Genomic DNA, 16,053 nt, shown 5'->3' with positions numbered 1-16,053 from the left:
ACCGGGTATTAAAGAGTAAATTTAAAAATAAAGAAGGTAGTAGCATGAATATAACCGGTTTTTCATGCGCCGAGTGCGATAACATTATTTGCTTTAAACAGGGGTATGAGAAGATATTTCTGCTCAAAGATGAGATAATCATGTTTGCTACCAGTGATAGAAGGGTGGATATTTATACCCTGCGGGGAAAGCATACCGTTAGCGCCAGTCTAAGCGAAATAGAAAAAAAATTGAATGATGCCGGTTTCTTCAGATCACACCAGTCCTACCTCATCAATATAAAAATGGTGAAAAAAGTGAGCAATAAAGCGGACAAGCGTTACATAGAGTTTCATAATACTCGTGAAACCGCACTCATCAGCAAGAGCAACGAACGTAAACTATATGAGATGGTGAAGATTATCTGAACAGGTAAGGATCGGAGCCTAAGGTAAGGCTATAATTTCGATGAGGCAGATATTGTCTTGCCGACGGGAATACAATTGCCCAACTCAGGCTGCTAATTTGTCAAAAGATCGGTGGACAAAGCAGTTAAATAGTGTTAGTATACAGGTAATTGAATAACTTGTTCAGGTGCCCCCGTTCGTGCCGGGGGTGAAAAGGGAACCGGGTGCAAATCCCGGACGGTCCGGCCACTGTAAATGGTAGGCGGTCCCTAATGCCACTGGGTATTAAATTGCCCGGGAAGGCGGGATAACGCTAATAACCATAAGTCAGGAAACCTGCCTGGACAGTGTATCAAGTATCGCCTTCCGTGTAAAGGTTCAGGTGCTGACAGGTATTGGTTACAATGGTATCATACCTTTTAAGAGACCCCGGCTATTGCGGAAAGGCCGGGGTCTCTATGTATTTTTTATACCTACTCCTTCTCTCTTTGTATTATCCCGGTGGGCGGGCTCACCGGGAATTTATTTTAAATTGAGTATTTCCCGGATACATCCATAAGCATAATTATTAAGTTTAGATAACTTACCCGGAAGATTTAATTTAAAAATCCGCGAGTGGAGTGAGACTGGATGCTTGAAGAACTTACTGCCTTTAACGCCAATGTTCCAATAAAAGGTATCAGGTTTTACCTGGCCGAGGAAAATACTTTCCTAATTGTTTCCCTGCGCGAATTAAAGGTTTTTAGCTCTGCAGTCATGGGCGGTAAACAGCGGCGGGTCAAGTTCATTTTGCACCACACTGTCGGAAAAAACTACAACAGCGATAACCCGGCTGAAGACCTTGCCCGCCTGGCGAAAAAGATGAACCTGGGCGAGCAGGTTTTGGGTTTAATGACAGCGGTTGATGTTAGGCACACGGTGATGAGCTTCGACACCAAAAAAGGATTGGCGGTAGCCTCCCTCTGCGCAGTGGGGATGAACAATGCCTGTTCCATCGGCGATATTGCTGCTCATACAAGCATGGTCGCACCGGGAACAATTAGTATTGTGGTTCTGATTGACGGCAATATGTCCCGGGTTGCCATGGTCAATGCTTTAATCACAGCCGCGGAAGCAAAGACTATGGCTGTTTTGCAGTCCGGTATCCGCCTGCCGGACGGCGCACCGGCCACAGGCACCACCAATGATGTTATCGTTATCGCCTGCACCGGAAGAGGAAAGCCGTACCCGCATGCCGGGGCGGCAACTGATCTGGGATGCCTGATAGGGCGGACGGTGTGCCGGTCGGTAACTCAAGGCATTAATGACAATGTCACCGCCATTGGTGTTGACGGCCCGCTAAAACCCGCCGGTGTTGTATTGCCGAATTGATGGTTTCAAATTCCGCTATTTGATTAATAAATTCTGTTAAAAATTTGAGTAAGGTAAAAGATTTAAAAAAAGGAGGTTTAAACAATGGGGTCATCTGTTTTACCGAAAGGGTATGTGCAGGTCTATACCGGAAACTGCAAAGGCAAAACCACGGCTTCTCTGGGTTTGGCCTTTCGGGCCATGGGCCGGGGGCTCAAAACTTATATGGGCCAGTTTATGAAGGGGCAGTACTATGCGGAACTAAAATCCGCCGAAATGTGTAAACCTTACATAACCATTGAACAGTACGGCAAAGACACTTTTATCCATGTGCAAAACCCTCCTCTGGAGGAAGATGTGAAAATGGCCGGGATAGGTCTGAAAAAAGCCAAGCAGGCCATGAATTCAGGGCAATACAATATAATTATATTTGATGAGATCAATACCGCTCATTATTTTCATCTGATCACAACGGAAGAAATGCTGGAAATCATCAGAACCAAGCCCGATAACGTGGAAGTAATATTTACCGGCCGGTACGCTCCGCAGGAGGTTATAGAAGCGGCGGATCTGGTGACGGAAATGGCGGAGATCAAGCACTACTACGAAAAAGGAGTACCTGCCAGGGACGGTATTGAACGATAAGAGGACCATTAAGTTTAAGCAAAGTAAGCTATATTGTCAAATTTTGTTTTTTATGATTATTGCCATCTGTCATAAAAGTATCTGGTTTTCCTGGAAAAAACCAGGTGCTTTTCACCCCGCCTGTCTACCAAATCAGGCAAGACGAAATATACCAGGTGGTTAGGGCTATAGAGCATTTAAACCAGGTCGGAAGATCTGAAATGGACAACCAGGGTATAAGGCTGTCCTGCTAAAGCCCTCCATGAGGATGTTGATATTGATCCGGCTTTGAATCTTTAAATAAGTAAGAAGAAAAGCTTTGCAGCAAAAGACTCCCCTGTGATCTGCCATGGGGGAGTCTTTTGCTATTAATTACAACAAAATATCTTGTCAGGCATGCACTTCAAGTTATATGTAATAAGCGTGAAAACAAGGCATATACGCATCAATAGTAACAAAATATACAAGTAACGCGCTGTAAAGTACTAACCGCGGCGGCACTTTTAGCCAAAGATGAACCATCAAATTTCCCCCAAAAAACCATATTTAACAATGCAATAAACATCAAATTAGCTTATTTATACACTATAAAAGATCAAATAAGCGGGCAAACAGGCACTATTTACCAAAATCATTGTCAAATTTTGTTTTTTGTGGTAAGTTAATTTAACCAATATTTTAAACATTAACCCTTAAACAATTAAGTAGTTGCAAAAATAAAAATATCTCTGTTTAGGCGCTTTGATTCTATCAAAGCTTAAAAGGGAACCGGGTGAGAATCCCGGACGGTTCGGCCACTGTGAATGGTTAGCTGCTTCCAAAGTGCCACTGTTCTGTTCAGGCGCTCAAAAATTGAGTGTTGGACGGGATGGGAAGGCGGGAGATGAGCAATGAGCCATGAGTCAGGAGACCTGCCTGGCAGAACAGCATAAATTAAGCCTTCCGTGAAAAGGTGAAGTGCTGGAGTGGGTTTAGAGTACCTCTGTATGCCAGGTGTGACCAATGGCTCAACCAGGTTGAGAATACCTGTAGGTTGAGTGAGACCAAATGGCTGTACCAGGTAGCATTAAACTGCTAAAAACCCCGGCTTCTGCGGAAGCCGGTTTTTTTTTGTTAGGTGATAGATATAACACCAATGATTACTCATTTTTTAGAAAGGGGGGTAATTAACAGTACAGTCTTTAAAAAGGTGTCATTTAACAACTTAAGCTAGCGGATTGTCAAGGATTTTACCATTGTAAAGTAATGAGGTGGAAAGTAAAGAAAGGAGTAGTGCATGAAAAGACTAAGAGAATCGAAAATACTAAACATACTATTAGTCTTGATCATGATGTTTAGCATAGTTAATCCCGCGCTGGCGGCAGGATTAACTATGGACCCTGATCAACCGGCGTACAGTAGCGGAGATGAAGTTACCGTAACATCATCTATTTATTACGGTGACAAGAAAGTTATCGGTGATATTGACTGGTATTATACCGATGAAAACGGGGACAGCCATAACATTGCGGGCGACAGTGACTCCGTCAGCTTCACCGTGCCCGCAAACAACTCCGAGCAAACCGTGACCAGCGTGGTTTACGCGGTATACGGCTCCGAAAAACAATGGACAACCTTTGACATTGCGCCAACTGTGGCTGCTACGGATTTAGGCACAGTCAAAGTCAGAGTAGTGGATAATGTACAGAGACAGGAACAAGAAGTAGCGAACCTTTCCCCCGCTTACCGGGAGCCCTTTGGGGAAATACTGCCGACTACAGAAGTAGCAATAACTGAGGGCATGACTATCCGGGATGCCCTGGAAGCAGCCCTGGCCACCCAAAGCATGACAGTTTACGGTGCCGAAGACTACGTAAAAGGAATCGGCCCCGTTACATCCGAGGACGGAACCAGAACCGTTGATAAACTTTCCGAGTTTGACTCCGGTAATAAAAGCGGCTGGATGGTCAGCCTGAATGACTGGTTCATCAATGCCGGGGCCCACACCTTCACCGTGGCGGACGGCGACGTAGTAGAATGGTTCTACACCTGCAATATGGGGGCTGACCTGGGCGCCGACTTTAACAACCAGGACACCTCCTTAAAAGCCCTGGCAGTTAGTAAAGGCATCCTAAGCCCCGTCTTTACGCCGGAGACAAAACAATACACCTTGACCCTACCGGCGGAGACCTCGATAACAGTCACTCCTACCGCAGCCAACAAATTTAACAAAGTAACTATTCAATCAGCAGATAAAACCTACCGAATTACAGACGAAATAACCGTTGTTGATCAACAAGTGATCACCGTTACCTGTGGCCCCAACACCTACACCATAACCGTAGTCATCGCCAATAACGACCAGGACAGCGCCGCCGCAGTCATTGCTTTGATAACAGCGCTTCCTGCCGTTGATGTCATTACCCTGGCGGACAAAGATCAAATAGAAGCCGTACGGGCAGCCTATGACAACCTGACAGACGCGCAAAAAGCGCTGGTCACCAACTACTCCGTACTGGTAGAGGCGGAAAACAAAATAGCCCAACTGGAAGGTGACAACCAAACCGCGGCTGACGCAGTTATTGATTTAATTACCGCGTTGCCCGCCGTTGACGCCATTACCCTGGCGGACCAGGAACAGGTGGAAGCCGCCCGGGCCGCTTATAACGCTTTAAGCGCAGAGCAAAAAGTCCTGGTGTATAACCTGGCCGTATTGACAGCGGCGGAAGCCAAAATTGCCGCCCTTTTAAACCCCGGCGGCAGTGAAGTGCGTAATTACCCCAATGATTTCCTGTTGAGCACTTTCGACCTGGAAATGGTGGAGGGGGAAAGGAAAGAAATCGTCGTCTTTGATACCCCCAGAGTTGGTTTAGATGACAAGGCCTTTAACAGAGACGATTTAATATTTACGGTTAATAATCTAACTTCAGTGGCGGAATCGGTTTATGATAATGTAGTTGCCGTTGAAAAAGAAAACACGGACGGCACCGAAGAAGGAATAAAATATTACGTTAAAGGCTTAACGGAAGGCATAGCCGCAATCAAGATCACCTACAACGGTTACGAGGGGCAGGATGCCGTTATTGCCGTCAATGTTAAAAAAGCGGGTGCCTCCGGTCCGGAGCTGGAAACGGATATTGAAGTAACCAAATACGATGTTGTATATTTCACCGGAGACAGCCTTAATTATACCTTTAATGTCGATACGGACGCGGGTGCCACCGTTGTTGCCGGGGTATACGGGCAAGGATATACATCGGGATCAGGCGCATTTACGGTGAACCTGAAAGACGGCTACAATCCCATCATTATTACCGCCAGCAACACCGGCGGCACAACCAGCAAAGTATATAACATCCGGGCCAAAAAAATGGCCATTCAAATTGATAATTTAACCCGGCCTGGTTCGCCGCACATGTATGAAGGGGATGTCATCAAAATTTCATGCTCCGGGCTGGTCATTCCGGTGCCCAAAGTATCCCGGATTTACAACCCGGCGGCTGTGGGTGTTTCCTACTCCTGCGACATGCCCCGTTATTCCACTGTCTCCGGGAGCTTCAGTCAGTATGATCTGGCCACATCTAACGGTATCCAGATGGAATTGACCGGAGCCGGTGAATTTGTGTTAACTGACGGGCATATTGATGAAAACTGGTTTGGCAGCGGCCTTTACAGTGAAACACCGGTAGGGACCGCTCCTCCGGTGACAGGTGCCGAACAGAATGACCACAGATTTTCCAACTTGCCCGATATTCCTCTGAAAGTATTGGAAAATGCAGGCTATGATCCCGACTTTTTTACCGCTACTATTGAGAATACCGAACCTATCTGGCCGGGTGATGAAGTTACCGTCAGCATCCCCGATCTTGATATTGCCACTATTGCCGCCAACCACCCCCCGGCCGGGGATGAGTGGATGACTGCCGAATTAATTGAGGCTTATACCACCTTTATTACCGATATTCCCGGTCTGGAAACTGTCCGGTCCGGTAGTGCCACTAAGCTGGATGAGTTGGAGAAATTAAAAACAATTACTTTCACTGTTCCTGCAGACACTCCTATTGGCACTTACGCTCTCAAGGGCGGTTATGTATGGGTTAAATACGGCCCTTCCTGGTGGACCAAAACAACCACCTATTTTATTACTAAAATCCCGGATGTGGTCGTTGAAGTGGTGGAACCCGGGTCGGGAGATAACCACGGGGCTATAACTATTACTAATGAGGCTCTCAAAAATAAACTGGCCGTAGCCGCCGGTAAAGAAGACGGCTACCCTTATAACTTAACTAAAAATGAACTGGCCGGTATAACCGGCTCAGTAGACCTGTCCGGTTGCGGCATTACCGATGCAGATATGGAGGTAATGCAGTACCTCACCGGAGTTTCAGCCATCGACCTGTCCGGCAACCCCGGCCTTACCGCAGCGGTTGTCAATCAGGACACCTTTGACTGGACTACCGCCAAAAGTCTGAATTTCAGCGGTTGCACCGGCATCACTGAAATAACGGCGGAGGCCTTTAAAGACTGTGCCAATTTAAAGGGTATCACCCTGCCGGAAGGTGTGACCGGTATTGGCGATAAAACTTTTTGGGGCTGCAGCGACCTAACAGCTATTACGCTACCGGATACGGTTACCAGTCTGGGAGTAAGTTGCTTCCAAAATTGCAGTAAGTTGGCCAACATTAATATACCGGAGAATTTGCAAACTCTCGGCGACAGCTGTTTTTCCGGTTGTACCTCACTGCCGGCTGTCACTCTGCCGAATGGAATTACGGCCCTGGGCAGCCGCATTTTTTACGGCTGCACCGCGCTTGAAAGTATTAGTTTGCCGGCAAACCTGGAAAACATAGGGGATTACTGCTTTCGAAACTGCAGCAGTCTGGCGGAAATTACCCTGCCGGATACATTGGTCTCTTTGGGCATGTATAGTTTTGCCTACACCAGCCTTACCGAAATAAAAATACCGGCCGGCGTTACCAGTATCGGCAGCGCTGCTTTCTACCAAAGTCCCATTGTTATATTTGACGCCAGAAACACAGTTTTTACAGCTTATGACAATAATTGGCGGGTGGACCCTGCCGCCGTGCTCCTGGGAGCGGATGCCCAGGTGTCTCCCACATCAGGATCTATTAAACTTAGTAAAGAAAATTTAACCGTTTCCCATAATATTCCCCAGGATAAAACTGTAGTATGGCTCAGCAGCGATAACACTATTGCTACAGTTGCGGACGGGGTGGTCACAGGGGTACAGCCCGGCATGGCCTATATCTATGTCAAGGCTGATGACTACAGCTACAGCGGCTTTTGCCGGGTAACAGTGACCGACGACGGGGAAGCCCGGCTGCAGCAATTATCTTTGGCAGGTATCACGTTGTCGGAAACCCTGGAACCTACAAGATATGTATATACCGCCGATATAACCGGGGATATCAGGAGCACCAGCGTCACCGCCACGGCAGCTGACAGCGGGGCGACGATTAAAATCAACGGCACGCCGGTGGCGGATGGCGAATCGTCCCCGGATATTCCCCTTGACCTGGGTATTAACACCATCCGCGTGGAAGTAACTTCCCCTGACGGGTCGGTTACCAAAACATATCTCATCAATATCACTATGCAAGCGGTACACGAAGGGGATGACTATGTAGCCATCGGTAATTCAGCATTCCAGGCCAAACTGGCTGTGGCGGCGGGTAAGGAAAGCGGCTACACAGGCATCCTCACCTTTGATGAACTGGCTTCCATCACGGGAACCCTGGACCTGTCCAATATAAACATTACCGACGAGGACATGGCGGTAATGAAGTACTTAAAAGGTATTTCCGCCATTGATTTGTCCGGCAACCCTGATATCACCTACTCTACGGTTGAGGCCGATACCTTTGACTGGACAATCCCTAAAAGCTTGAATTTCAGCGGTTGTTCCGGCATTATTAGAGTGGTGAATAACTCCTTTGATAATTGCACCAATCTTAACGGGATTATACTGCCGGATACGGTGACCAGCCTGGGCAGCAGAGCTTTTCGGAACTGCACAAACTTGGTCTCCGTCAGCATACCGGGCATTACCAGTATCGGGCAGGATGTTTTTAGTAATTGTACCGCCCTCACTGAAATAGACCTGCCCGATGGTTTGACAACTATTGGATACGAAGCATTTTCCTTTTGCAGCGCTCTCACTGAGATCAACCTGCCGGACAGCGTAACCAGACTGGACATGTATTGTTTCTCCCATAACACCAGTTTAAGAGAAGTCAGATTGTCACCGGCGCTCACGGCGCTTCCGGCGTATTGTTTCAGCGACTGTGCAAGTTTAACGTATTTGTCCGTCCCCGCTAATGTGACTGATATAGGGAGCAGCTGTTTTAGAGGTTGTACGGCCCTTGGTCTCCTGGATTTACGGGCCACTGGATTTACCGGCTTGGATTCCGGGTGGAGCGTACCGGAATCTACTGTGGCCCTGTTTCCGGGATTGGATGCCGGGCTGTCTCCTCAGTCGGCAACAATCAAACTGGGGGAAGAAACTGTCGCCATCAACCACAATATTCCGGCCGGCAAAAACGTGATGTGGGGCAGCAGTAATCCTGATGTGGTCAGGGTTGCCGACGGGGTGCTTACCGGGGTTAAATCCGGTATTGCTGTTATCTATGCTAAAGCAGAGGACAACAGTTACAGCGGCATCAGCACGGTCACAGTACTGGATACGGACAATGCCCGGCTGCAGGCGTTATCCTTGGAGGGCATTAACTTAAACGAAGCTTTTGATCCGGCCACGGTCATTTACACCGCCGATGCCGGATGCAACCAAACCAGCACCACCGTAACCGCCCGGGCGGCAGATGCAGGTTCAACCATAACCGTTAATGGTATTCCGGTGGAGGATGGAATTCCTTCCCAACCGATTTCGTTAGCTCCGGGAGACAATACCATTTTAGTGCGGGTAACCACGGCGGACGGGACGGTGACTAAAACCTTCGCCATTATCGTCAACATCAATGAGGTATATGAAGGGGATGATTATGTTGCCGTCGTTAACCCGCTGTTGCAGGAGAAACTGGCGGTAGCGGCCGGAAAAGGTAGCGGTTACACGGGCATCCTCACCTTTGCCGATCTGGCTGCCATCACAGGTGCTATTGACCTGTCCAACGCTGGCATAGATGATCAGGATATGGCCGTCATGAAATACCTGACCGGAGTTTCCGCCATCGACCTGTCCGGAAATACCGCCATTACTCCGACCACCGTATTGGACGGCAGTTTTGACTGGACGACTCCCAAAAGTCTTGATTTCAGCGGCTGCAGCGGCATTACGGAAATAGTTAATGAAGCATTCAAGGATTGCTCGAATTTGACCGGCATTACCCTGCCGGATACGGTGGCAAGTATTGGTTTTGCAAGTTTCAGGGGCTGCGCCGGCCTGGCCGGAATGGAACTCCCGCAGGGAGTTATCACTATCAGACAGGATTGTTTCCGGGGTTGTGCCGGCCTGACGACTGTCACCATCCCCGCTAGTGTGGAAAGTATTGGCATGAATATGTTTTATGACTGCACAGGCCTGACCGCGGTAGATCTTTCCCAGGTGGCGGCCGATGCCTTGACCGATAGCCGCTATATGTTTCAAAATTGTACCGGTATTACGGACATGGCCAATATAAAATTGCCCCAGGGGATAACGATGTTGCCCGACAGTTTCTTCCGTGGTTGCACCGGCATCACAAAAATTGACTTGCCCGCCAGTGTAAATAGCTTGGGAAGCTATGTTTTCAGTGATTGCACAGGTATTACCGAAGCAGACTTATCCGGTTTCAGTTCGGTGGGAGATAGTACGTTTAACAAATGCAGTGCCTTAAAATCGGTCACTCTGCCCGCAGAGTTGAACGAACTGCCGAGAAATTTCTTTTCCGGCTGCACCAGCTTGGAAGCAATTCAGCTGCCGGACAGCATCACCAGCATCGGCCGTGATTGCTTTAGCAATACAGGCTTATCTTACCTTGCGGTGCCTGGTAATGTAACCTTCATCGACAGAAACTGTTTCAACAATACCCCCTTGAACATTCTGGATTTGAGTGCTACCGGCTTTACCAGTGTGATGTCCAACTGGCGTTTGTCAGAGTATGCTTTAGTTCTTTACCCGGGCACGGATGCTCAGCTATCTCCCGGGTCGGGATCAATCAAACCGGGTGAAACCTTAACCATCACTCACAATATCCCGGCGGAAAAAACATTAATCTGGCGCAGCAGCAATCCCACAGTGGCTATTGTTGCCAACGGCGTAGTGACAGGCCAAACTGAAGGGACCGCCTACATTGCCGTCAAGGCCTCCGATGACAGTTACAGCGGCGTTTGTGCCGTAACAGTTGGTGCGGAATTAACGCCGGACACAACAGCTCCTGAAATAACAACAGCAGGTTTAACAAATGGAGCAACAGTAAATGAAGCTACCTTAAACTTCACCGTAGCAGCAAACGATAATAAAGACGGAACCATACAGCCGGTAGTAAAACTGAACGGAACCGCAGTAGAGCCTGATAACGGCACCTATTCGGTAGAACTGGCGGAGGGACAAAACACAATAACCATAGCAGCAGAAGATGCCGCAGGGAACAAAGCAAATAAGACATATACCATAACCTATCAAATTAAAACAGGCCTTGCTGAAGCAGTATCCGAAGCAATAGAAAAAGCATGCAGTCAAATTCAAGCGGCAGGTAAATATTCAGATTGGGAAGCGGTTGGTTTAGCCCAAGCAGGCAAACAAATACCTGCAAGCTATTTAGAAGACTTAACCCGGGAAATAAAAGACAAAAACGGCATATTAAGATTGCCGACCGATTACGAAAGGATTACCCTCGGCATACTGGCAGCTGGTGGAGACCCGTTAAATATCGGCGGCTATAACCTGATTGAAAAGATATATAACGCGGAACTAACCTCCCAGGGCAATAACGCAGTTATCTTTGGATTAATTGCACTGGACAGCGCCAACTATACCGTGCCGGAAAATGCCTTATACAACCGGGACCGGTTGATAGAAAACATATTAAACGTACAATCATCTGAAGGTGGTTGGACATGGGACGGTACAGGCAACGACATAGACATGACCGGTATGGCACTGACTGCCCTTGGACCATATTATAATAACCGTGCAGACGTCTCACAGGCAGTTAATATAGCAGTAGAGTGGCTGACAAGTCAACAGACTGAAACCGGTGGATTTTCATCCTGGGGCTCGGAAAACAGCGAAGGCGCCTCCCAGGTAATTATCGGATTAACGGCTAATGGTATAGACCCCGCCGGAGAACAATTTACTAAACCCGGCGGAAATATTGTAGAGTACCTGCTCACATATCAACAACCTGACGGTGGCTTTGCCCACGCCAAAGGCGGAGCAACGGACGCTATGGCCACGGAGCAGGCATTGCAGGCATTGGTGGCATATGACTACTACCTGAACGAAAAAGGACCACTGTATCATTTTAAAGACTCACAACCGGGACAAGACACAAAAGCCCCTGAAATAACCGTTGACGGTCTGTCGGACGGAGCGGTAGTAAATGAAGCCGTCCTAAACTTCACCGTAGCAGCAACCGACGATGTAGACGGAACAATAACACCGGAAGTAAAACTCAATGGAACCATAATTAATCCCGATAACGGCACCTATAAAGTAGAACTGGCGGAAGGAACAAACACAATAACCATAGCAGCAGAAGATACCGCCGGGAACAAAACAAGCAAGACATATACAATAACCTATGAAGAAAAAGCAGACACCAACGCCAACCTGAGCAATTTAGCATTGAGCTCCGGCACACTGGACCCTGCTTTTACGCCCGGAAACACAGATTACAAGGTCACTGTAGGCAGCGATATTGCTAACATCACCGTTACATCTACAGCGTCAAATGTCAATGCCGTCGTAGAGATAAACGGTGCAGTCGTAAACAGTGGAAGCGCCTCACAAACGATAAACCTGCAAGTAGGCACGAACACCCTAACTATTAAAGTAACCGCGGCAGACGGCACAACCACCAAAACCTATACCGTAAATGTAGTGCGCAGGCATGCACTTACTGAACCCATAGAGGATATAACGTTAGAAGAAAACACCAAGAACATCGAAATATCCGATAACACCCGGGAAGCAACAATAAATATCCCTAAAGGCATAGAAGGTGCAAGCATAAACCTGCCGGTATCCAATACCGGAGATCAAAAAACAGCCACACTGCCCCAATTAACAATAACGGCTGACAGAGAAATCGGCGGAACCACAGCTCAAATTCAGATCAGCATTCCAGCGGGCACAAAAGTCAGCGCTGCCGCCTCCACCGACTGGGACGGCACCATAACCTTGCCCACGGTTAAGACACAGCCCGGTGCAAATATCAGCAATGCCGCTTCAGTTGATGCGGTAATCGAAGTAGGATTTGGCGATATTGAACTGACCTTTGACAAAGCAGTCAGGCTCCTTGTTCCGGGCCAAGCCGGAAAATCAACGGGCTATGTTAGAGGTGGCGTATTTACACCAATAACCCGTACCCTCAGCGCAGATACTCAGACCGCAGCTGACGCAGAGCTGCCGGCAGGCGGAGAGGGCAAAATCGAGGCAGGCAATGACTTAGTAATCTGGACCAAACACTTTACAGAATTTGTTGCCTATACACCTACTTCATCATCAGGCGATGACGGCGGTGATAGTAGCAGTATCAGTGTGGGCATTAGGATTGAAGGATATAAGCGTACCATCTTTGATGGTACTGTGAGCTTCAATCCCGAAGACTACAAGGACGAGGACGGCAAATACCGCTTCACCGGTCCCGACGGTACGGAATACGTGAACGACCGGGCCACCGTGCTGCTGGCCACCGTGATGGCCTGGAACCAGAACGGCATCACCGACAACTCGGTCGGCTACAGCGACAACTACGTGGCCCGGATGGCCGGCGAAGAAGAATTCGACTTTCTGGGCGAACACAAAACCAGCGGCTGGCTGGTGCGGGTGAACAACAAGCTGATCAACCAGGGCGTGGGGGTCTGGCCCGTGGAGGACTGGGATGAGATTGAATGGTACTACGGCGACGTCAACTCCTACTTCGGCAATATCGAAGTATCCCCCACCAAACTGAAGACCGGAGAAAAGATCAAGGTTAAAGTCACCGGCCAGTGGAACGGCGGCATGAGCATGACCGACACCAGCCGCAAAGAGCCCATGGAGGAAGCCGCCGTATACGTGGGAACAGAACAATACACCACCGGCGCCGACGGCACGGCGGAAATCACCGTGAACAACCCCGGCACCTTCGAGGTATACGCCGTCAAGCTGGATCAAGACGCCGAAAACGAAGCCGGCGGCTATTACTTCCCCCTGATGTCACGGACAGCAAAAGTTAAAATCACCGTAACCGGCCCGAGCATTGGCACAAGCGTACCCGTGCCCGAAGACCCGGCCGACGCCGCCGTGATAATCCAGGAACTGCTGGAGAGCGAAGAGCCTCCCGGTGAAACGGTGGTGGCCGAGACAGTAAAGGCCGCCGCCATCTGCCTGGTCAATAACCTGAAAGAAATTAAAACGGCCGATGAGGCCAACCAGTTGCTTAAAGATACCGCCGCCGTAACCCAACTGCTGAACCGGGCCGCCGGCCTCATCAACAGCAGCGGGCCCGCCCTCGACTTCAGCCGCTCCTGCCGGGAAATAACCGGCGTACTGGCCGGGCTGGCCCCGCAGATAAGCGGCGAGGAAAGCAAAGCAACCCTGGCCCGGGCCGCGGTACAAACCTTTGAGGCCGCCGCCGGACTCCTGAACCGCATCAGCGACAGGGGCGGACTGAGAGAAACCGTTGATGGGCTGCTGGACTCCGTCGCCCCAATACTGGCCTCCCTGCAAGATCAGGATGCCGCTGCGGTGCAAAACAGCGTGCTCAGCCTGGCCCGGCAGGCCGCCCGGTATCTGGTGCAGGAAACCCTCGGCGCCGACCGGCTGACCATGCAAGACGCGGAACTGAAAGCAGCCATAGACCCCGGCCAGGCCGGAGAACTGGCCGGTTACGCCGGCCAAACCATGGCCGGATTGGAAGAAAAACTTGGTCAAATGGGCCTCGGCCAGAGCCTTAAACTGGCCCGTCAGGCCATCATAAACATACCCGGCCAGGGCGAAAAAGCCGTACAGGTCACCCTGCCCGCCGGGACAATGGGCGAAGTGGCCGCCAAAGGAGCGGACAGCCTGGCCATAAACACTCCGGAGGCAACCTTTAACCTGACCCCGGGCACCTTCGACCAGGCAAGCCAAAACAAAGACATAACCCTGAGCGCCGCCCTGGTGGACCCGGCCGACCTAAACAACCCGGCGGTACCTCCGGGCAGCATCGTAGTCGACCTGAACGCCACAGCGGCCGGAGAAACCATAATCGCCTTCAGCGCACCGCTGGAAGTGAGCCTGCCCTACCCGGGCACCCCGGCCGACCCGTCCGCCGTAACCGTCTACCGGATCAAAGCGGACGGCAGCCTGGAACCGATGGGCGGAACCTATGACCCGTGCAGCGGCAGAGTGACATTCCAGACCCGGCACTTCAGCAAATACTTTGCCCGGGAAGCGCCCAAACAACAATTTACCGACTTAACAGGCTACGCCTGGGCTCAAGAAGCCATTGAAACACTGGCGGGCAAAGGCATAATCAGCGGCAAAGAGAACGGCATCTTCGACCCCGGGGCCAACGTCACCCGGGCCGAATTCGCCTCCCTGATCACCAGAATGCTCAATCAAAAAGCGCCGCAAAACACCGCCCTGCCCTTTAAAGATGTGGCCCAAGACAGCTGGTACCACGATGCCGTAGCGGCGGCCTATGCCGGCGGGCTGGTCGGCGGGGTTAGCCGGGATCGGTTCAACCCCGGAAACAGCATCAGCCGCGAAGAAATGGCTGTCATCATCGCCAGAGTGCTGGAGCAAAAAGGCCATGCCGGTGGCCGGGCGGAAGACCTGGCCGGCTTTAAAGACCGGGATCGGATCGCCTCTTGGGCGCAAGATGCAGCGGCGCTGGCGGTGCGAGAAGGAATCATCACCGGTATGGGCGATGGCCGCGTTGCCCCCGTTGACAACGCCAACCGGGCCCAGACCGCAGTGATGCTGTACAGGCTGTACGAAATACTGCAGCAGTAAATTGAGCTCAAAGAGTATAGAGGAAAGAGTAGCCGGTATTGAAGAAAGACAAAAAAGTATGAAAATCAGGCAAGACGAAATATACCAGGTGGTTAGGGCTATAGAGCATTCAAACCAGGTCGGAAGATCTGAAATGGACAACCAGGGTATAAGGCTGTCCTGCCAAAGCCCTCCATGAGGATGTTGATATTGATCCGGTTTTGAATCTTTAAATAAGTAAGAAGAAAAGCTTTGCAATAAAAGACTCCCCTGTGATCTGCCATGGGGGAGTCTTTTGCTGTTAGTTACAACAAAATATTTTGTCAGGATGCATTTCAAATATATGTAATTAACGTGAAAACAAGATAAATACGCATTAATAACGGCAAAATATACAAGTAACGCGCTGTAAAGTACTAACCGGGCGGCACTTTTAGCCAAGATGAACCAGCAAATTTTCCTCCCAAAAGCCATATTTAATAATGCAATAAACATCAAATTAGCTTATTTATACACTATAAAAGGCTAAATAGACAAGGAAAGAGTCATTATTTACCAAAACCATTGTCAGAATAT

General features: G+C 49.5%; 5 protein-coding genes and 2 riboswitches. All 5 genes read left to right on the top strand.

The genetic code is table 11. The features are described 5' to 3' along the window. Positions 1-44 precede the first annotated feature (44 nt). The 5 genes from BM056_RS10000 (at position 45) to BM056_RS26180 (ending at position 15,676) form a co-directional block, all read left to right on the top strand. On the top strand, positions 45-407 hold the full coding sequence (locus BM056_RS10000) for a LytR/AlgR family response regulator transcription factor (protein ID WP_092471254.1): 363 nt from the start codon (positions 45-47) through the stop codon (positions 405-407). Between the two features lie 147 nt (positions 408-554). After that, positions 555-744, top strand: a riboswitch (cobalamin riboswitch). A gap of 272 nt (positions 745-1,016) precedes the next feature. After that, complete coding sequence (locus BM056_RS09995; RefSeq protein ID WP_092471252.1) at positions 1,017-1,757, top strand: adenosylcobinamide amidohydrolase; 741 nt, start codon at positions 1,017-1,019, stop codon at positions 1,755-1,757. An 84-nt stretch (positions 1,758-1,841) separates the two neighbouring features. Next, positions 1,842-2,381, top strand: coding sequence for a cob(I)yrinic acid a,c-diamide adenosyltransferase (locus BM056_RS09990; protein ID WP_092471250.1), 540 nt, complete (start codon positions 1,842-1,844; stop codon positions 2,379-2,381). Positions 2,382-3,077: 696 nt separating this feature from the next. Next, positions 3,078-3,293: riboswitch (cobalamin riboswitch) on the top strand. Between the two features lie 343 nt (positions 3,294-3,636). Further along, positions 3,637-15,498, top strand: a complete 11,862-nt coding sequence (locus BM056_RS09985; RefSeq protein WP_092471248.1) for a leucine-rich repeat protein — start codon at positions 3,637-3,639, stop codon at positions 15,496-15,498. 1 nt (position 15,499) lies between these two features. Next, the gene (locus BM056_RS26180) at positions 15,500-15,676 is read left to right on the top strand and encodes a hypothetical protein (protein WP_165613457.1); all 177 of its coding nucleotides are present in this window, start codon (positions 15,500-15,502) and stop codon (positions 15,674-15,676) included. Positions 15,677-16,053 lie beyond the last annotated feature (377 nt).

Origin of the sequence: Desulfotruncus arcticus DSM 17038, assembly GCF_900113335.1 — a bacterium.
Taxonomy (GTDB): Bacteria; Bacillota; Desulfotomaculia; order Desulfotomaculales; family Desulfallaceae; genus Desulfotruncus; species Desulfotruncus arcticus.
This window is presented reverse-complemented; position numbering and strand designations above follow the sequence as displayed.